The sequence below is a fragment of the Candidatus Defluviibacterium haderslevense genome (genome assembly GCA_016712225.1).
Taxonomy (GTDB): domain Bacteria; phylum Bacteroidota; class Bacteroidia; order Chitinophagales; family Saprospiraceae; genus Vicinibacter; species Vicinibacter haderslevensis.
Genome location: JADJRL010000003.1, coordinates 5,000,956 through 5,020,959 on the forward strand (window position 1 = coordinate 5,000,956; position 20,004 = coordinate 5,020,959).

Sequence of the window (20,004 nt, forward strand, 5' to 3'; positions counted from 1 at the left end):
AGCTGTAATATCTCCTCGGATATCAATTGAAACTTAAAGTAAGGCAGAAAAGAGGATGACATCTAGATAAACAACAAAGAATTCCAGGAAAATTTGATGACTTCTTTGGAAAAATGATAAACCAAATTAATATTTATAAAATCAAATCCAATATATTGTTCAGTGAATGCTATGCGAATAAAGTTATTGAAACAAAAGAAATAAACTCATCTAATCAGACCGCCAAATTAGGTGAATCTTTAAAAGGTGACCTTTGGGTCCAAGTCTCATTTGGTTTTAGAAATTCCAATAAATGAGGAATAACCTTATTATAAATTCTTGACCTATGTGCAATATAAGAATAATAATCTACAGGTACTGCTCCCAAAGAACTTTTAATCTCCATCGCAGTACGGGCAAAATTGATGTTTTCACATCTATGGTAAATAGCCTCTTTTACAAATTTTAATAACAGATTATGGTATATTTCATATTTATTATTCAGATGTCTGTCATATCCAACATAATGGGCATTGAGAGAGGGCCCACTAATAAAAAAACAAAAAAAAGCAATGGGCTGATCATCAATAAGTAAGAGCTTTATAATAAAGCTCTCTGAACATTTTTCCTTCAGCGTTAAAAAATAATTTTCATTCAACTCAACCAAATTAAAACCCGCCGCATTCGCAATCTGAAGATACAATTCTATAATGGCTGAATTATACTTCTTTAATAGCTCCAGATCTAAATCTAATTCTTTAATGTCAAGACCAGATTTAAGTACCTTTCTAATTTTAACCCGATACTTACTTTGAAGAGCTGACATATAATCTTCGAATTGTTGCCATTCAGCTAGTATATTCATAATCATAATGGGCTGAACTGTGAATTCATAGAAAGATGGCAATTTATAGCTACAAATCATGGGCAGACGGGCGTAAGAAGGCAAATCTTTAATGATGAAAATCTGAGCTCCTTTAGTCCATGATGGGGTCTTCATCAAATATCGTATAACCTCGTGCATCAAATATTCTCTAAAAGAAGTTTCTACTTCCGGCTTAAAATAAAAACCATAAGGTCCGGCGGCTAATAAACTACCTCCAATAATAATTTTAAGATCCAATTGGCGAGCCAAAAAACGTTTGACACCTAAAGCAAGTCTATCCAAATGTGTTGGCGTATATCCTTCATGAACATGTAATTTCAACCTTTCTGTTGCATTAAATGGGACTAATTGAAAATAAATTAAACCCAAATTAACACCATCTCGTTGGATACAAGCATACAAAAAAGACATATCAGATGGGGGGCTTGCCTCCAAAGCAGCCAAATACTCATAGCCAAATAAAATATTGTCGTGGTGGAATGTCCTCCACAGGGACTCTAATTCTATAATGGAATCAGTTAACAATAAATCGATTTGCGCAATTTGGATATGTTCCATTCACTAATTAGCAAGGTAACAAGCAGAACAACTGAATTATAATTAAAAAGTTCAATAAAAGCAAGGTAATATATCCAGCAAATAAAGATAAAAGTGGTATTTTTACATTAGTTTTAATATCACATGGTTAGATTTTAATATGAAAATAAACCTATACCTGTATTTTTATTGGAGTTTTTTCATAATAAGTTCATGCGTATCTTCAAAAAAATATAATCAATCACAACGCGTACAACAGGAACAATTAGAAAATATACAAAAATTAGAAATCCAAAGCAATAGATCTCTCGAACTTGAACAAGAATTGGCGAGAACAAAAATTCAATTATCAAAAACGGAAGATGTCCTGACCACTTTTTACGAAAAGTATACCGGTCAAAATGAAATCAAATTTAATATAGATTCATTGAATCCACTTAACATACAAGTCAACCGTAAAATGGATTCTCTCCTTCATCACATTCAAATATTAAATCGGAATAACAGTATAAATCAACAAACTATTCAAGCATTAAATGAAGAATTATCTACTTTAAAGAACACTAACGGGTCAAAAGAAAATGACAATAAGTCAGATACCAACAAAAATGAACTTTTAACATTAAAACAAGAATTAGTCCATTTAACTCAATTAAATCAAACACAAAATAATGAAATCCTAAAACTTAAGGCGTCCTCTAAAAATTCAAAGGCAAAGACTGAATTGACAGATCCAAATACAAAAATCATCCAATTAGAGCAAGAAATAAATATCCAAAAGGAACTACAATCCAATCTAATTAATGACATCAGTAAAAAAGATCAAACCATCAAATTACTAAATCAAAATATTCTTGACAAAAGCAATCAAATTTTTGATTTAAGCCTTAGAGCCAGCAAAATAGAAGACAATGGATATTTGAAAAAATTGGAAGATTCTCTAGATCATAAAAACAATCAATTATTGGCATTAAACAAAAAGATTCAGGAACAAAATAATGCTGGTAGTTATAAAAAAGATAGTCTCAATCAACAAAAAGTAAATCTTCAACACAAGCAGCAATTAGCCGATCTAAAATTTCAAATACATCAACTCAACACAGAAATCACAAACAAAAATGTAAAAATTAAGACCCTTGAATCAAATCTAAATCAAGATGAAAATTTAAATATTGCAAAGAAAAAATTTCAAGATACTATAGCTCTTTTACGAAAAGAACTCGCCAAAAAAGAATCCCAGCTGAGTGCAGAACATCATATTAAATACGATCCTAAATCTAATGAAAACAAGCCTGTAGGCAAGATTCAAAATTCAAATAGTCCCCTATCTAAATCTTTGGTCAATAAAATTTCAGGACTTGCGCAAGATTTACCAGAAGCAAAAATGGAAATAAAATCTGACCAAAATGAAATTCATGTATTTATTCCGCAAAAATTTATTTTTGAAGATGAGGCTGTAGTTCTAAAAGAAAATGGATCAAATCTAATTTATAAGATCATCAACCATTTGAAAAATCATCCTAACTATTCCATAGAAATTATAGGCTATGATTCCAAAAGAATTAGTAAAGCAAAGACCAATGATATACATTTTCGTAGAGCCATTACTATTGGAAAATTAATGAGTATTTCAGGAATCAATCCAGACCAATTACTAATTCGTTCCAAACAAGAAGATGATTTTGACCATTCGCAAAATATCCCAACGGGTATTGAAATGGTCATTAAACCAAAATAGGTACTTATTTATGAAAAAAATAATAATCCTTATGATCTTGTTTTGGATACAAAATAAAACTATCATTTTATCCCAACGGTGTGAAAGTTATACTCCTTCAGAAAATACAACAAAATCAATACATCAACTCATATCTCGTAATGGTACAATTGAAATTCCAATCGTTTTTCATATTGTTTATCAAACTGGTCAAGATACGATATCTAATGCCAAAATATATTCTCAATTAGAAATATTAAATAATATTTACGGCTATTATGATCCAAAAAACAATTCGTCCATCCCAGAAGAATTTAGAACTAAAGGTGCAATACCCGGAATACATTTTTGTTTAGCGAAAACAGATCCATTTGGAAATATCACAACCGGAATTAATCGTTTGAAAACTGAGGTTGTTGATATTGGATGCAGAGGATATGATATTATGAAAAAACAAACCGGTGGGATTGATATATGGAACACTAAAAAATATTTGAATGTTTTTATTGGTTCGAGAAAACAATGCCCTTTTGCCATGTCTTCTTTTCCTTGGGATAATGATCCATTAATTGATGGAATAATCATTGATCCAAAATACATTGGGAGTGCACCTAAAAGTTATCCCTTTCATTTAGGTTATACCTTGGTTCATGAAATAGGACATTACCTTGGATTAAATCATCTCAGCATTTCAAAGAAAAAGGATGACTGCACAACTGATGATGATGTAACGGATACTCCAACTCAATCCTTCAACTATTATAATTGCCCTGAATATCCACAATACAGTTGTGATCAATCGAGTATGTTTATGAATTTTATGAGTTTAGTGGATGATGGTTGCATGCAATTATTTACAAAAGGCCAAGTGGATAGGTTAAATGCTATGATGGTGCAATATAGATCTGAATTAATTAGTAATTCTTGCAATGAAGTCTTGGCAAATGACTTTGTGGTTTATCCATTAGCGAATCAATCCGGGCAATGGTACATCCACTCTCAAAATTTCGGTGAATGGACAGGTACCGTTCAATTATATGATATAAGCGGAAAGCAAATTACATCAATTTCTGTGATTCAAAGTGTTGGAATTCTATTTCCTAAATATACTATACCAATGCCTACCGGAATCTATTTTATTAATATTAAGGGCGGTCAATTCAATGTAACAAAAAAAATATATCATTTACAATATGAAAATTAATTGCTTAAAAACTTCGATATTTCTTATGAGCTTCGGATTAATATTGAATGCTTGTAAAACCACCAAACGTATAGAAATTCACAGGACTGAATCCATGAAAAAGCATTTAGTATTGCAAAAATTTCCTTGTTTTGGTCAATGTCAAGAATATAAGATTTCTAGTTATGATGATGGTATTTTAATATTGGAAGGAAAAAACAATGTTGAAAAAAAAGGAGTTTACTTTACGCAGATCAATGCGGTTCAATTGAGTTCTTTAAAAAACAAAGCAGCTTCCATAAAATGGACAGATTATAAGAATTCCTATTTCAAAAATATTCCAGATTTACCATTTACTGAATTAAGCTATTATGATGCCGAAGGACATTTAGTCAAATCCATTAAATCGAATGCAACATTACCTTCGGAGTTAGAAAATCTCCAAAAAGAGCTGAGTCAATTTATCCGATTACCCAATTGGACTCAACTTTTAAGAAAGGACGAAATGAACGATCCGGACATCCTGCTTTCAGAATTACAAGTTGATATGGATAGTATACTTACTCCTGAAAAACTAGAAATGCAATTTGATTCGTTACACCTAAAACACATTTCCAGAATTTCACCTTACATGAATTTTTGGTTATTCACCTATGATCAAGCTAAAATAGAGCCTTATGAAATACTTATTTTATTACGTAGAGTTCCAGGTATAAGATTAGTCCTATTTAATAAAAAATTAAATCCCAGAGAATAGTCCTAAAAAATATTACAGGTATTTATAAGAACTAAAATTTGTCCATTGAATTTTTAGGATCTTGAATTCAACTTTGGATTCTTGGTTAAAGCAAAGTTACTGTTCATGTATGATTGTGCTTTCAGATAAAAACACGATTATATTTCACTAATTCGATTGATATATTGAACCATTTCATCAATCTGGTTCATATTAAAATGAGGTTTTGGCATAAATTTATTAAACCAAGTTACTTGTCGCTTGGCATAATTTCTGGTGTGTTGCTTTATTTTATCAACAGCCAGATCATATGAAAGTTGGCCATCCATAAATTGAAACATTTCTTTATAACCAACAGTGTCCAAGGCTTGACAGTTACGATATTCAATGAGCGATTTTGTTTCACTTAATAATCCTTGTTCTAACATGTTCTCAGTTCTTGAATTAATTCTGTTATAGAGTTCAGTTCGCTCCATTGTTAAAGATACATAAGCAATGTTATAGGTAGAACTCTTTTTGGGATTAGTCAACAAGGAAGAATAAGGCTTACCTAAGGATCTGGAAACACCAATAGCGCGAATCAACCTTCTGGAATTCATCAGATCAACTTGCTCATAATAAACAGGGTCAATTCGAAATAATTCTGTTTGCAAAGCAAGAATCCCCTTGTCATTAAAAATTGCATTGATTTCATGATCAATGCTTGGATCAACCTCAGGAAAATAATCTATACCTTCAATTAAAGCCTTGATATAAAGTCCGGTTCCACCACATAAAATAACATGCCCTTTAGATTCAAATTCTTGGTCAATAACCAAGCTTGCTTCATTAACATATTGTCCCACATTGTATGTGCCGTTCACTGGAATATGATCTATAAAATAATGTTTGATTTTTGTTTGATCTTGAATGGTGGGCTTAGCCGTTCCAATATCCACTTGCTTAAATAATTGGCGGCTATCAGCTGAAACAATGGAGGTTTTGTACACAGATGCCAGTTCCATAGCTAAATTAGATTTCCCAATACCAGTAGGGCCAGAAATTATAATTAGTGTCTTACTCATTCCTGCACAAAAAAACATCTTTTTATTCATACATTAAGGCTTTGGACAAATATTTAATATCTTATATTTGCGACCCTATGCTTTATTCATTTTTAAAAGTATTTATTAAGAAGTGCCTGCAATACTATTTTAACCAAATAAATGTATTCGGTACAGAAAACATACCTCCAAAAGGTCCGACTTTATTTATTTCTAATCATCCAAGTTCCTTTATGGAAGGATTGCTCATCGCCTGTTACCAAGAGCAAACATTACATTTTTTGGTACGCGGAGATATGTTCGAAAAGGCCTGGTTGAAACCCTTATTGCATAAGACTAATCAAATACCGATCTATCGGTTCAGAGATGGATTTGAGAAACTCCGGAACAATAAAGGTACCTTTTCGCATTCTTTTGACAAACTGGGCGAGAATCACTCCATTCTGATTTTTCCAGAAGCCAGTACTCAACTGGTTCGTTATCTAAGACCGCTGCAAAAAGGTGCAGCTCGATTGGCAATAGGATCCATTGAAGAAAAAAACATGGATGATTTGATCATCGTTCCATGTGGAATACATTATTCCAATGTAATTCAATCATCAAGTAATGTATTGTTGTTTTTTGGCCCGGGTATTTCAGTGCGAAAATGGATGGAAGATCACAACATGGTTAATGATAAAATTAGCCAGTTAACAACAGATCTTGAAACGGAATTAGGGAATGTCATTATGTCTATTCCTGAAAAAACAGACCAGCAAATTTACGATCAATTGTCTTGTGTCTTGAACAATTCGAACAATACAGAAACAGAGGATGTACCATTCAGATATTTTTCTAATCACAAAAACATATTAAAGTTACTTAAAAGTCAAGAAATACAAACAAGAAAAGCAATGCAGGAATATACTTCCCATTATTCTAACATTGAAGCTTTAGAATTTGCATTATTAAGACCCTTGAGCGAAAAAATCATACTTTTTATCGAATTGGTCCTCTATTTTTTCATAGGACTTCCCGGATTTATAACCAATGTCATTCCAATCGGAATTGCTGAACAATTTACCAAAAATAAAATAAAAAACAAAGAATTCATTGCTCCTGTTAAGTTCATACTGAGCGTACTGTTTACTTTAGTGTTTTCGATATTTTGGCTCATATTTTGGACCAGTATATTAGGCTTTGTTAATGGTCTCATTGTTGTTATTGGATTGCAATTTTCGTTTTACTATTTTATACAATTTAAACATAAATCCAAATTAGGAAAATACTTATTCAATCTGAATATATATCAAAACAAAAATAGATTGATGGAAAAAAGAAATGAAGTATTAAAATTATTTGAAATTCCTTTATAAATAATCATTCTAGTTTATTCTGAAATCCAAAATCACTAGAAAACAGGATTACCATATGTCCCATTTTTTTTAGTAAATAAATCAATAAACTATTCATAACTTAAGCAACATTAATAAACATTACAATATGTCAGAAAATAACAATAACACAACTATTACACTGAATGAATTACCTCCATTAATTGACCGGGAACTATTTTTTGGGGATCCAGAAATATCTGGTGCAAAATTATCACCTGATGGAACTTGGATGAGTTTCATAAAACCATTTCAGGGAACCCGGAATATCTGGATTAAAAAGCTTCATGATGACTTTTCAACAGCAAGACCTATTACTGCAGATACCAATCGGCCCATTAGTTCTTATTTTTGGTCAAGGGACAGCAAGTATGTACTTTATGTTCAGGATAAAGGCGGCAATGAAAATTATCATATTTATGCAGTCAATCCAAGTGATCCAATAGAATCCAATCAGAGTGTTCCCATATCTAGAAATTTGACAGATAAGGAACATGTCAGGGTTCAAATATTTTCAGTACCCAAATCAAATCCTGACTTAATGTATGTAGGTATAAATGAACGGGATCCTGCGTGGCATGATTTATATGAATTGAGCATTTCTACAGGAACTTTAACATTGATCAAAGAAAACACGGAGCGATTTATCGGATGGGTTTTTGACAGAGCGGACCGGTTACGATTGGCGATGAAATCTAATGACGATGGATCTACTGATTTATTTAGAATTGATTCAGAAGGATATATAAAAATTTATTCTTCTACCATTTTAGAATCCTTCTACCCGGTCAATTTTCATAACAATGGACAACAGGTCTATATGGTAACAGATGTTGGTGAAGCCTATGATTTATCAAGACTTATATTATTTGATATTAACACCACTGAAGAAATATTAGTCGAGTCAGACCCATTGAACAAAGTTGATTTTGGTTCTGTGTCCTTTTCTGATATTACAAATGAAATGATAGCTACTTCATATGAAGATGCTAAAACCAGAATTTATTGGAAAGACAAAACTTATGAAGCTGATTATTTATTATTGAAAAAAACTTTTGAGGGATCGGAAATTGGATTTAGCCATAGCACTAAAGATGAGATGACCTGGTTGATATCTGTGTATTCTGATACAGATCCTGGTGCAGTATATTATTATGATCGAAAAGTAAAAGAACCGATTTTCCAATACAGACCACGTCCAGCTATGCCGATTCATGATTTAGCCCAAATGGAGATCATTGAATATACTTCCTCAGATGGCTTAAGCATTCCTGCATATTTAACCCATCCAAAAGGCATACCGTTAAAAAATTTACCCTTAGTCGTTAATCCGCATGGTGGGCCCTGGGCAAGAGATTCGTGGGGCTATGATGCATACGCCCAGTTGTTGGCTAATCGGGGTTATGCGGTGCTTCAACCCAATTTTAGAAGTTCTACAGGTTTTGGAAAAAAATTTATGGATGCTGGCAACAAAGAATGGGGAGATAAAATGCAAGATGATATTACATGGGGTGTCAAATATTTAATCCAAAAAGGAATCGTAGACCCTAAAAGAGTGGGGATAATGGGTGGTTCTTATGGTGGTTATGCTACATTGGCAGGTTTAACCTTCACTCCAGATCTTTATGCATGTGGAGTTTCCATCGTTGGGCCGTCTAGTTTATTAACATTACTACAAACCATTCCACCTTACTGGGAAGCAGGTAGAAAGATATTTCATGAACGAATGGGTGATCCAACAACAGTCGAAGGAGAAGCCCAACTCAAAAGACAATCCCCATTATTTTCTGTGGACAACATCAAAGTTCCATTATTGGTTGTTCAGGGAGCTAATGATCCAAGGGTCAAAAAAGCAGAATCTGATCAAATTGTAGTTGCCATGCGAGATAAAAACCTTGCGGTAGAATATATCTGTGCTCCAGACGAAGGCCATGGATTTGCAAGACCTGTCAATAGTATGGCTTTTATTGCAGCTGCTGAAAAATTCCTTGCCAAACATTTGGGAGGGCGGTATCAGGCAGACATCAAACCAGAAATAGAGGCTCGGTTAAAAGAAATTACGGTTGAGGTATCTACTTTGGTTTTAAATAGAGATTAGTTTTAAATTGTCCTTAGATTGTTAAGGAGGATCTTTATTTGAAGTGATCAGGTAATGCCAGTTTTTTTTTAAATCTTAGGATATTTTAAAGGTGTTTAACCCACCTAAATCCTCCCCCACCTACTAGAGTTGGACAAGCTTAAAAAGGGAAGACTTTAATGTATTACTTTAGATTGTATTTGGTTACTTAAACTATATCTCATTGATAATATGGCATTTAAATAATTCTTTGTAAATTTGATAGGTGTTTAACCCACCTAAATCCTCCCTTAAAAAGGGAGGACTTTAAATATATTACTATAGATTGAATTTGATTACCAAAACTATATCTCATTGATCTTATGGTATTTAAATAATTCTTAGTAAATTTGATAGGTGTTTAACCCATCTAAATCCTCCTCCATCTCAACTAGCTGGACAAGCTTAAAAAAGGAGGACTTTAATGTATTACTTTAGATTGTATTTGGTTATCAAAACTATATCTCATTGATAATATGGTATTTAAACAGAAACCCAATTTTTTAAAATCATTTAAAGAGCATTTGAAATCATGGGTCAAAAAAAAAGCCTCCCACTCGGAAGGCTTTATTATGCATTTTAGTTTATTTCTAATTATTTCTTAGCAGGAGTTGCTGTTTCTGTAGTTTTAAGTGCTCTAGGAATTTCAACAGAAACCACTGGAGTTGCTGCAGAAGTTACAATATCAACACCTTTTGCAGGCGTAATATCTCTAATTCTCATAATTTGACCTAGGTCTAAGTTAGAAACATCAATATTCATCTCAGCAACTAAATGTTCTGGAGTGGTCTTAATCTTAATGCTACGCATTTTTTGAACCAGTTTACCCCCAGACTTAACACCAACAGGAGCTCCATTTAATTTAAGAGGTACTTCAACTCTTACAGGAGTTCCTTTCACTAATTTTAGAAAATCAATATGTGAAATTGCATCAGAAACCGGATGAAATTGAATTTCCTTCAATATACAACGATGCGTTTTGCCATTTAAAACAATGTCGGCATACTTGAAATCAGGGCTATAAATTAAAGATTTTAACTCAACCGGATCAGCGTTAAAATGGATATTCTCTTCTTTAGAATATAACACACATGGCACTAAACCTTCTTTACGATAGTTTTTAGCAGCTGTTTTGCCAATTTGGCTTCTTTCTTTACCGTTTAATGTAACCACTTGCATAAAATAATATTTAATATTCTTAAAAGGAGCGCAAAGATATAGATATTCTCAAAATAAATGTAATTTTTTTACGATTTATCCATAAAAAGTGCTGTGATAGACCTGTGCTCATGTGTATTTCTAATTGCCCGGGCAAACAATTTAGCCGAAGAAAGGACTTGGATTTTGCTATTTTGTTGTTTCAGAGGTATGGTATCAGACACAATAAGCTCTTCAATTTTTGAATTAGTGATAATATCATAGGCCTTTCCAGAAAGCACCGGATGAGTACAAATAGCCCTAACGCGAAGGGCTCCTTTGTCAATTAAAGCATCAGCAGCCTTGGACAAAGTACCTGCTGTATCAATAATATCATCTACAAGGATAACTTCTTTACCCTTTACATCTCCAATGACGGTCATGCTCTCCACTTCATTTGCCCTCTTGCGGTATTTATCGCAAATCACAAGATCGGTGTTAAAATATTTTGCATAAGTCCTGGCCCGTTTGACACCACCCACATCTGGACATGAAAAAATGACATTATCCAAATTTTGGCTTTCCAAATAGGGCATAAAAATGGCCTCTGACTTCAAGTGATCCACCGGAATATCAAAAAAACCTTGAATTTGATCCGCGTGAAGATCCATAGTCATAATTCTATTAGCACCAGCTGCTACGAGCAAGTTGGCTATCAATTTTGAAGAAATGGGTACCCTAGGCTTGTCTTTTCGGTCTTGACGGGCATACCCAAAATATGGAATTACCGCGGTTATGTAATCTGCAGATGCCCTTTTGGCCGCATCTATCATAAGTAAAAGCTCTAATAAATTGTCTGATGGCGCAAACGTAGATTGAATAAAAAAGGAAAATGTACCTCTAACAGACTCATTAATAACGGGTTGCATTTCTCCATCACTAAATTTTGAAGTTTTCAAATCGCCCAAAGGAAATCCATAATGATCAGAAATTTGTGAGGCTAGATACAAGGATTGTGTACCAGAAAAAAGCTTTACATGCTGCATAACTCAGATTGAGCCACAAAGGTAGTAATTTTACACCAAGAGATTAACATTCGAATTATGCAACGCATCCCAAGTTTATATTTTGCTCCAAGTGGACAGATCGGTCGAGGAGTTTTTACAACCGCCATAATACCTGATGGCTCCATTATAGAAATCTGCCCGGTGATTATTATTCCTGCGCATGAGGTTGATATTATCCATCATACTGAATTGCATGATTATTATTTTATTTGGGGCGAAGATGATGACCAGGCAGCTATTGCACTAGGATATGGTTCCCTGTATAACCATTCTTATAAACCTAATGCAAACTTCTCTTTAAATCTCGATGATCTTACTATCGAAATTATAGCTATAAAAGATATTGAAGCCGGTGAAGAAATAACGTTCAACTATCACGGAGATCCAGATGCTGAAGATGAGGTTTGGTTTGATGAAACGGGGAAAAGGGTGAAACGGATTAAAGTAATTTAAAGAAAAGTCATCAGTCGTCAGTTGGTGGGAAGAAGGTGATCGGGTAATCAGGTAATCGGGTAATCTGGAAAGGAAGGAAACAGCCGTCAGCGAAGAAAATCGGTTGAATGGTAATCAGGATGTAGGGTAATCGGTGAAGAAAGTCATGAGTGACAAAAGGTATTTTATTATCAATTAAAAACCAATTTAACGAAACGTCAAAATATTCCCCATTCCGAAGCAGGTGCGGCATCTAGGTTCATACTTATCTTTTTCGCCAAGTACTATGGTTGACTCCTCTGAACTAATGCGATAGGAATGGGTGGCCAGATTGCCACAATGTGGGCAAATAGCATGGACTTTTGTGATGTATTCTGCAACGGCTAATAAGTATGGCATTGGCCCAAAAGGTATACCTTTGAAATCCATGTCTAAACCTGCAATAATCACTCTGATGCCCTGATTGGCCAAAGTCTGACAATGTTTCGGTAATTCAGCATCAAAAAACTGGGCTTCGTCAATACCTACTACTTGGGTTTCGGGTTTGAGTAATAATATATCTTTCGAGTTAGAGATTGGAACCGACATGATCATATTCTCATCATGTGATACCACCTGACGGTCATCATATCGCGTATCCTGACTCGGTTTAAAGATCTCTACTTTTTGATTGGCTATACGAGCCCTTTTGAGTCTGCGGATCAATTCTTCGGTTTTTCCACTAAACATGGACCCACAGATCACTTCAATCCATCCACTACGTTGAGATTTAAACCCTGGCTCTAGGAACATAGCCCAAATATATAAAAAAATAATATATAAAATATTTAATTCTTAGAAATTGTCCATCCATAGCATGTAATTTTGCATCGCACTGGCTTAATTAGGCCGGGGATTAAACTAAAATAGTTTTCCTTTCGTTATTTAGAAAATATTTATAGATGGATTTTGCACAGCTTAAAAAATGGCTCAATAAAATGGACTCCATATTGGAAGTATATTCGTCCAATGAAGAATTCACTCAAACTGAAAAAAACCTACTTCTCGATTACCTCAAACGAATTGAACAACAGATTCAAGCGATTCAGGTAGAGGATGAAGAAACAAAACCTATTGCTCTACCTCCAGTCCTGACCAATGCGGTAGAATATACACCACCTATTAGTAAAATAAAAAAAGAAGTGGTCTCTGAACCTATTCAACCTCCAGCTCCAGAGGTAGAAAAAATTAGTCATCCAAAATCAAGCAACAATACAAATCAACATCAAAATGCAACGCCTTCTGTCCAGCAAGCTGAATATGATCATTTGTTCAATCACCTGATTGTAACAGACTTATCTGCCAAATTAGAATTGATGCCATTAAAAAGTTTAATCACTGGAATGGGCCTAAACGAAAAAATTGTTGCTCAAAATGAGTTGTTCAACGGCGATAAATCAGCATTTGATAAAGTCATTCATGATCTCAATCAACTATCAGATTTTGAAACCGCAAAAGCCTATCTCGTAGAACACATAATTCCTAAATACGATTGGACTCATAAAGACAAAAAGAAATCTGTTGAATCCTTTTTAAAATTGACCTGGCGAAGATATTTATGATAGAAGATATCAAAATACAACGGGATCATTTTATCTATAGTCTAAAAATAGCATTAGGTATTGTTGTATTTTGTATTATTGTACATCTGATTTTTATTATCATACCTACACCAAAATATTATTGGAGTATTTATCCTCGTGATTTAGGTCAATGGTATGGAATCTTTACCGGACATTATATTCATGCCAGTTGGGGACATTTAGCCAGCAACCTTCCTCCCCTATTCGTGACGGTCATGATGATCTTTTTTTTCTATCGAAGTATTGGTTGGGCGGTTTATTCTATGATTTGGGTTCTTACGGGTTTCGCTGTATTTATGTTCGCACGTAATTCTTCACATATAGGTGCCAGTGGATTGGTCTATGGACTTATAGCTTTTGTATTTTTTTCAGGAATATTTAGACGCAATATTAAATCCGTGGTACTTATGGTAATCATGGTCATAATGTATAGCGGATATACTGCAGGATTTATTCCAACGGATGAGAAAGTTTCCTGGGAAAGCCATTTATTCGGTGCCATTGCAGGATTATGGACTGCATTTATTTTTAGAAATTATCGCGAGAAGGATGAAGTCATTAAAAAACCAGATTGGTATAATGATCACACAAATAAAGAATATTATTTGCCTCGGGATGCGTTTGATAAAACGATAGCAGAACGAGACGAAGAAGAACGAATTAAGAAAGAAGAAGAACTTAATTCAGGATTTACCACCCATTCATTATGGTAGAATGATTCCATTTCAATATTATTTTTTTATAATTAATTATAATTCAAGATTGTTGAACTTAAAATTCACTTCAGGATAATCCTGTTTCAATTGGGCTAATTCATCTCTAGCCATTTCTTTTAAACTTGTATGTGAAGGATGTTCTGAAAAAAGTGGTCGATGGTATAATTTCTTATTTAGTCGTTCTATTTTTAAATTGATCAATCGAGTACGATCGTTAAAAAAAACTTGTTCAAAATAATTCCAAATGTAATCGATCGTCTGACTTGTTGGATGAACCATATCTTCTTGTGTAAATCGGTAATCCCTTAGATCATCCATTAACAATTCATACGAAGGAAAATAAAAGACATTTTCAAAGTTTTTTTCTAAGATTTCACAGCATAACAATAAAGCTGCTTTACTTCTAGCATTTTGAATAAAGCCATCACGCAAATACCGAACAGGACTTACGGTAAAAATCAACTTTTTATTAGGATCCAATTTCCAAAGTCGATTCATCATCTGGGAAAAACTTAAAACCATATCTTCAACAGAAGCTTGTTCTTTGGTAAATAATTCTTGTGGTAGACGATGACAATTGGATACGATCTTACCAGAATCTTTCAAACGATAATAAAAAGAAGTGCCTAAAGTAATTAATACAAAATCCGATTCTATAAGTGCAGCATTAGCTTGCACCAAATGTTGATTCAAATCATGCAGCATAGCCTTTGGATCATAATTTGAAGAAGAACTATGATGGAGCATACTGTGATACAAATGATCGAAATAAACTAAATCTTCTTCCAGAGTCAAGTCCTGATCTAAAATTGCACTCAATTGTCTTGCAATACTCAATGAATTGAAGACTATTCCAAAAGGACTTGGAGTAACTTTGAATTGCGATTGTTGAAATTTCTGAAACATATGTTCTGCAAAACAGCTACCAATACAAAAAATCTTATGTGTATGATTGACTTCGAAAGGTGTTGGTAAAATCGGCATTATGGTTCGAAAAGACATAATAAGATTAAAATTAAGTTAAACTAAGACTAATTTTGTATAAAAATAAGTTTCAAAATTATAATTACCAATTAATTAAAACAAAATTAAGATATTTGTGACACTAATAAATAAAATCCTTTGAAACACATACTCGTTTTCTTTATTATTCTATTCCCTATCTTAAGCTATTGTCAAAACAAGGTCAATTACTGGCCTATATTAGCCAAGATTAGTTATAAAAAAGAATATGATGAATTATTGGGCATCAAGATAGACCGTCCAATCTTCAGTAATGAAGTGAAGGGACTTGAGCGCAAAGTCATTCAATTAAAAGGATATATTATACCCACAGATGGATTTAAAAGTCACCAGGAATTTGTGTTCTCGGCATTTCCATACAGCATGTGTTTCTTTTGTGGTCAGGCAGGTCCAGAGACGGTACTTGAAGTTAAAGCCAAAAAGCCCATTCAGTTCACATCAGAACAAATCGAAATTAAAGGAATTCTCGTGCTTAATAAAAGTGATATCAATCGATTGATGTATCAACTCATTGAAGTGGAAGAAGTCAAATAACATGGCAAAACAAGTTCATTAAAAATAACTTCACTAACTTTAGATTGATTCGGAATATTACGTAATAGTTTTAAATAAAATGTTATCCTTAAAAAATTTCAAGGAAATGCCATGTATTCTTTGAATTGGATTGATAGATGATGCCAATAATACACGCTGGGACAAAAAATCACTAGTAAGGCCAACAAAAGTATTCAACAAGCGCATTTTGATATCAGGCAAGGCATCCAACTCATAAATGGAATTTTTTACCAAATTAATAGGTTGTAAACTGTCAATAATCATTCAACATGATTTTTGATCAGAATGCCATCTTCAACCTGCTTAATCTTGAGTTTTATAGTTTCATAAACCAATAACTTAAATTGGGAAATTTGATTGCTCATTATTTCCTAATAAGCAATTGACCAATAAATACATTTCGTATAGGATTAATAATCCAACGAAAACGATATATAAACAGAAAAACAGCAATCAATAAATAACAGATTGCAATAACAAAAAAACCATAATATGATTTATGTAACAAGTCCCCTATCCATAATGACAAACCAATATTCATAATAAAAACAAATAATGATCGCAAATGATGATAATGAATTTAGAATAAACCGAAGCTATTACATCAGCCGAAACATCAATTGCATTAAATTTAATCAACTCAATACTGGTGATACTGTAATTCTCCACTTCTTCAAAAATCTCTTCTATGGTCATCGCATGAATTTCCATAAATTAAAATTTATACAAATATAAAAAAAATGCGAAGTAAAATCACACATTGGACTTCATAAACTCATCCTTAACTTGAGACCATTTAGATTTACCTAAAGCTATTTTTTATTCAATATCTTATTGTCCAAGTTCAAAACTATCTGCCACATTAGTAATCACATCTCCAAATTTTGATTTCAATGATTCAGTCAATTCACTTCCCTTATTAAACATTTTTTTTCTCAATTTTGAGCCCTTTTTTGGTGCAAATAAAACACCAACTATACCACCAATAGACAATCCGACTAATAGACCAACAGCAAGTTTATTTGTTTTCATAAAATATAATCAATAATATAAATAAAAATCATAAATAAAATAAAAAATAACAAAACACAATAGATCGTAGTATTACTTAACTATTTTACTATAGAACCAAATACGATACAATATACTAACACCAGCAACAACTACAACGATGTGTCCAGTAGCGCCTGTAGTAAAAGCGAATGCAACTAATGCACCAATAAATAGAAATAAAACAACAGTCTCAATATAATAAAGAACATTCATAATATAAACATTTAAGATGGGATCAATGAAATGAAAAAAGCACCGCCTAACCCCCGTCAAACGGCACTTGTGCAAAAGAAGAATTCTAAAGCTCTGATAAAATAGTCTGTAATTCTTCCTTTGATTTGCCCAATTTAATCTGAAGTCTACCTAACATTTCATCTCGTTTTCCTTCGACAAACATCAAATCGTTATCAGTCAAAATAGCAAATTTTTGTTTTAGTTTTCCCTTTTGTTCGTTCCAATTTCCCTTAACTTCTATTGTGTTCATAAAATATTAATTATTATGTGAAATCATTTCCACCTTACAAAGATATGCAGCCAAATATTAAATAAAATATACAATAACAATTACCTATTATATAATTCATACCCATTCAAGCAATGTTGTATTTAATATCAAACTTAAAATAAAATGAATAAATGTTTGTAACATTATCAAAACACTAATATTCACAGAAAGAATTTTATACATATAACTTCAATTTCGAAAAAGTCAGATAAACTTTTGAAGTTGATCCCAATAATACTATTCGTCTAAAAAGTAAAAATACGTTTTTAGTACAAGTATTTCTATTTACTATATCTAATCATTTGATCGTAAATGGTTATACTTTGAAATATTATTGTATAAAACACTTTCAGGAAAATAATTCAGGATTTGAATGTAACGAAAACAATAGAAAAAATAAAAAATGTTCTCATAGTATATGTAAAATTAAAAATAGGGCTAACATAAAATGTGAACAAATACAAAAATCAAAATTCAACTTAACTATTCTATTCCACATAATAACCTTCAGTCTCATTTTCAGTATTTTTGCTGACCTTTGGCAATTTACTATTGGAACATTTAAAAAATGAATAACATATTGTTGCAATCCCTCCCAATGCTACACCTAACATAAAAGGCAGTACCACGGAACTCAATCTATCAGAATTCATAAATTGGTGATTTTCTTGTCTCAAATGAATTAAACAATTTTCTTGCCTTGAATCACTCGCAAAATAATTGCAATAACTGCAATAACTAAAAGAAGATGAATAAGTCCTCCTGCGTGATAACCTAAAAATCCTATTGCCCAAAAAATAATCAATATGACTGCGATTGTGTAAAGTAAATTTCCCATGATTTGAAAGAATTAAAATTGTTAAAAAATAATGTATTATAATTTGGCTCTAAGTGAAACAAATAAAATAATTCATATAACAAAGATGGGTATTAAAGCATACATAAAACTTATATCATTAAATGATAATTTTATATAATTCCTACAAACCACTTATAATGTTTAAATCAACTTTAAGCTTACCCTGAGAACATATCAAATATGAAATAAAATAATCAAAAGAGTCCCTTAAGCTTATTCAAGAAGCTATAAACTTAAAAATCTTACAGAAATGGATTCTTCGGAACCATTCATTGGATGATTCCTTCTTTATAATGAAATATTAACGAATTCAGGGAGTCAAGATAATCAGAAAGTATTGAAATATTAATTTCAGGTCGATCAACATTAGGAATCGTAACAGGCATTTCTTCAATAAATTTAGACAATTCAGGATACTCAGTATGGATCTTCAAAGTGACTCTAAGAATTTCTGCATTAAGTTCCCCTTCTGAAATCATCCTATTTACATCCACGATAGAAAATTAAGTTGTTCAAAAAAACTTGGAACAAGGTACATAAGATTTTACTAACTTGTGAGATCACCCTTCCTATTAGCCATAGCATATTCCAAATATTCTACTTTTATTTGATTTTCAAAGATACATACAGCATCTTTATGATATCTCGCTGCTTCCTCATGTAGTTTGGCAGCCAATTTGTGGTTTTCGATTTGCAATAATCGATCTGGGTCTTTTAATATTGTGGATTCAAAATTCATATAATCAAAGTTTGTTATCATAACATATCATTTACACATAAATACTCATTATTAGAAAAAGGAATTTGTACAAGCCATACAAAGATAAATATTCATCATATATTGTCATTTATATAACAATTATAATGAATTATAACATTCACACTTGTTAAAAGAAGGAAAATCCTATTAAAAACAATCAAACCAATATTATGAGATGGATAAATTCTGTATAGATCCATTAAATAGCTTGCAACAGTTGAAGCCCAAAATAAAATGTATCGTAAATATTTGTTCTAATCCGCTAATCATAATTTGAATTACAAATAGCATTAACTCCATAAAGATTTAAAAAAAATAACCCCACATAAATCTCTACATAAACATGATAATTATGTAACTAAATAAGGAAATCATATAACTGTTTGTTCAATAATTAAACGCTCCTTTGTGATGACTATCTATTAAAGTATCAAGACATAAATTATAACTAAAAGGATGGCTTAATACTGTTTTATAATGATATTATTCATAACTATTTAAATCAAAAAAAATAAAATTGGATCATATTATTATAAGTAGCAGATCTTATTCTCCTCTGTAATTAAACAGAATCACAAAATTTTGACATAAATCATAAAACTAAATCGGTCCCTGATAATAAAAAAAAGTTATTACATGATAAACGTTTCCATTGAACCAATATTTTAAAACATGTAACATAGCTTACTCAAAGTTATATAACTA

General features: G+C 32.3%; 23 protein-coding genes. 9 read left to right on the forward strand and 14 right to left on the reverse strand.

All coding sequences use genetic code 11. From position 1 onward, the window contains the following. Positions 1–214: 214 nt before the first annotated feature. A complete protein-coding gene (locus tag IPK88_19580; GenBank protein ID MBK8245639.1) occupies positions 215–1,423 on the reverse strand; it encodes a GNAT family N-acetyltransferase in 1,209 nt (402 codons plus the stop codon). Positions 1,424–1,562: 139 nt separating this feature from the next. On the opposite strand from IPK88_19580, the gene IPK88_19585 reads away from it, so the two are divergent. Genes IPK88_19585 through IPK88_19595 form a run of 3 tightly spaced genes read left to right on the forward strand, consistent with a single transcriptional unit; the run spans position 1,563 to position 5,059 of the window. Next, positions 1,563–3,140 carry a hypothetical protein gene (locus tag IPK88_19585; protein ID MBK8245640.1) on the forward strand — a complete coding sequence of 526 codons (1,578 nt, stop codon included), beginning with the start codon at positions 1,563–1,565 and terminating at the stop codon, positions 3,138–3,140. Positions 3,141–3,150: 10 nt separating this feature from the next. Beyond that, positions 3,151–4,323, forward strand: coding sequence for a T9SS type A sorting domain-containing protein (locus IPK88_19590; protein ID MBK8245641.1), 1,173 nt, complete (start codon positions 3,151–3,153; stop codon positions 4,321–4,323). A 25-nt stretch (positions 4,324–4,348) separates the two neighbouring features. Then, positions 4,349–5,059 carry a hypothetical protein gene (locus tag IPK88_19595; GenBank protein MBK8245642.1) on the forward strand — a complete coding sequence of 237 codons (711 nt, stop codon included), beginning with the start codon at positions 4,349–4,351 and terminating at the stop codon, positions 5,057–5,059. Between the two features lie 137 nt (positions 5,060–5,196). Here IPK88_19595 and miaA read toward each other — a convergent pair whose 3' ends face one another. Beyond that, entirely contained in the window at positions 5,197–6,132 is a 936-nt protein-coding gene (miaA, locus tag IPK88_19600; GenBank protein ID MBK8245643.1) for a tRNA (adenosine(37)-N6)-dimethylallyltransferase MiaA, read from the reverse strand. Between the two features lie 47 nt (positions 6,133–6,179). Between miaA and IPK88_19605 the strand changes: the two genes are divergently transcribed. Continuing rightward, a complete protein-coding gene (locus IPK88_19605; protein ID MBK8245644.1) occupies positions 6,180–7,436 on the forward strand; it encodes a 1-acyl-sn-glycerol-3-phosphate acyltransferase in 1,257 nt (418 codons plus the stop codon). 127 nt (positions 7,437–7,563) lie between these two features. Next, positions 7,564–9,552: a S9 family peptidase gene (locus IPK88_19610; GenBank protein ID MBK8245645.1), complete on the forward strand. Its 1,989-nt coding sequence runs from the start codon at positions 7,564–7,566 to the stop codon at positions 9,550–9,552. 612 nt (positions 9,553–10,164) lie between these two features. On the opposite strand, the gene IPK88_19615 is transcribed toward IPK88_19610, so the two are convergent. Then, complete coding sequence (locus IPK88_19615) at positions 10,165–10,749, reverse strand: 50S ribosomal protein L25 (protein ID MBK8245646.1); 585 nt, start codon at positions 10,747–10,749, stop codon at positions 10,165–10,167. A gap of 68 nt (positions 10,750–10,817) precedes the next feature. Further along, positions 10,818–11,753 carry a ribose-phosphate pyrophosphokinase gene (locus tag IPK88_19620; protein ID MBK8245647.1) on the reverse strand — a complete coding sequence of 312 codons (936 nt, stop codon included), beginning with the start codon at positions 11,751–11,753 and terminating at the stop codon, positions 10,818–10,820. Between the two features lie 57 nt (positions 11,754–11,810). Between IPK88_19620 and IPK88_19625 the strand changes: the two genes are divergently transcribed. Continuing rightward, complete coding sequence (locus tag IPK88_19625; GenBank protein MBK8245648.1) at positions 11,811–12,227, forward strand: SET domain-containing protein-lysine N-methyltransferase; 417 nt, start codon at positions 11,811–11,813, stop codon at positions 12,225–12,227. A 186-nt stretch (positions 12,228–12,413) separates the two neighbouring features. On the opposite strand, the gene IPK88_19630 is transcribed toward IPK88_19625, so the two are convergent. Further along, entirely contained in the window at positions 12,414–12,998 is a 585-nt protein-coding gene (locus IPK88_19630) for a thymidine kinase (protein MBK8245649.1), read from the reverse strand. A gap of 149 nt (positions 12,999–13,147) precedes the next feature. On the opposite strand from IPK88_19630, the gene IPK88_19635 reads away from it, so the two are divergent. Together IPK88_19635 and IPK88_19640 are read left to right on the forward strand one after the other, a co-directional pair. After that, positions 13,148–13,807: a hypothetical protein gene (locus IPK88_19635; protein ID MBK8245650.1), complete on the forward strand. Its 660-nt coding sequence runs from the start codon at positions 13,148–13,150 to the stop codon at positions 13,805–13,807. Further along, entirely contained in the window at positions 13,804–14,541 is a 738-nt protein-coding gene (locus IPK88_19640; protein MBK8245651.1) for a rhomboid family intramembrane serine protease, read from the forward strand. Before IPK88_19635 ends, IPK88_19640 begins: the two co-directional genes overlap by 4 nt. A 36-nt stretch (positions 14,542–14,577) precedes the next feature. Here IPK88_19640 and IPK88_19645 read toward each other — a convergent pair whose 3' ends face one another. Continuing rightward, a complete protein-coding gene (locus tag IPK88_19645) occupies positions 14,578–15,546 on the reverse strand; it encodes a GSCFA domain-containing protein (protein ID MBK8245652.1) in 969 nt (322 codons plus the stop codon). A gap of 120 nt (positions 15,547–15,666) precedes the next feature. Here IPK88_19645 and IPK88_19650 point away from each other — a divergent pair, with 120 nt between their 5' ends. Continuing rightward, positions 15,667–16,101 (forward strand): hypothetical protein, encoded by a 435-nt coding sequence (locus IPK88_19650; protein MBK8245653.1) that lies wholly within the window; start codon positions 15,667–15,669, stop codon positions 16,099–16,101. 558 nt (positions 16,102–16,659) lie between these two features. Here IPK88_19650 and IPK88_19655 read toward each other — a convergent pair. The 8 genes from IPK88_19655 to IPK88_19690 form a co-directional block, all read right to left on the reverse strand. Further along, positions 16,660–16,833, reverse strand: coding sequence for a hypothetical protein (locus tag IPK88_19655; GenBank protein MBK8245654.1), 174 nt, complete (start codon positions 16,831–16,833; stop codon positions 16,660–16,662). A 120-nt stretch (positions 16,834–16,953) separates the two neighbouring features. Next, positions 16,954–17,154: a YtxH domain-containing protein gene (locus tag IPK88_19660; protein ID MBK8245655.1), complete on the reverse strand. Its 201-nt coding sequence runs from the start codon at positions 17,152–17,154 to the stop codon at positions 16,954–16,956. Between the two features lie 72 nt (positions 17,155–17,226). Continuing rightward, the gene (locus tag IPK88_19665) at positions 17,227–17,388 is read right to left on the reverse strand and encodes a hypothetical protein (GenBank protein MBK8245656.1); all 162 of its coding nucleotides are present in this window, start codon (positions 17,386–17,388) and stop codon (positions 17,227–17,229) included. 85 nt (positions 17,389–17,473) lie between these two features. Next, positions 17,474–17,659 (reverse strand): CsbD family protein, encoded by a 186-nt coding sequence (locus IPK88_19670; GenBank protein MBK8245657.1) that lies wholly within the window; start codon positions 17,657–17,659, stop codon positions 17,474–17,476. Positions 17,660–18,168: 509 nt separating this feature from the next. Next, positions 18,169–18,333, reverse strand: coding sequence for a hypothetical protein (locus IPK88_19675; GenBank protein ID MBK8245658.1), 165 nt, complete (start codon positions 18,331–18,333; stop codon positions 18,169–18,171). Positions 18,334–18,362: 29 nt separating this feature from the next. Continuing rightward, positions 18,363–18,518: a lmo0937 family membrane protein gene (locus IPK88_19680; protein MBK8245659.1), complete on the reverse strand. Its 156-nt coding sequence runs from the start codon at positions 18,516–18,518 to the stop codon at positions 18,363–18,365. A gap of 290 nt (positions 18,519–18,808) precedes the next feature. Next, entirely contained in the window at positions 18,809–19,018 is a 210-nt protein-coding gene (locus tag IPK88_19685; protein MBK8245660.1) for a hypothetical protein, read from the reverse strand. Positions 19,019–19,086: 68 nt separating this feature from the next. Next, positions 19,087–19,299, reverse strand: a complete 213-nt coding sequence (locus IPK88_19690; protein MBK8245661.1) for a hypothetical protein — start codon at positions 19,297–19,299, stop codon at positions 19,087–19,089. Positions 19,300–20,004: the final 705 nt, after the last annotated feature.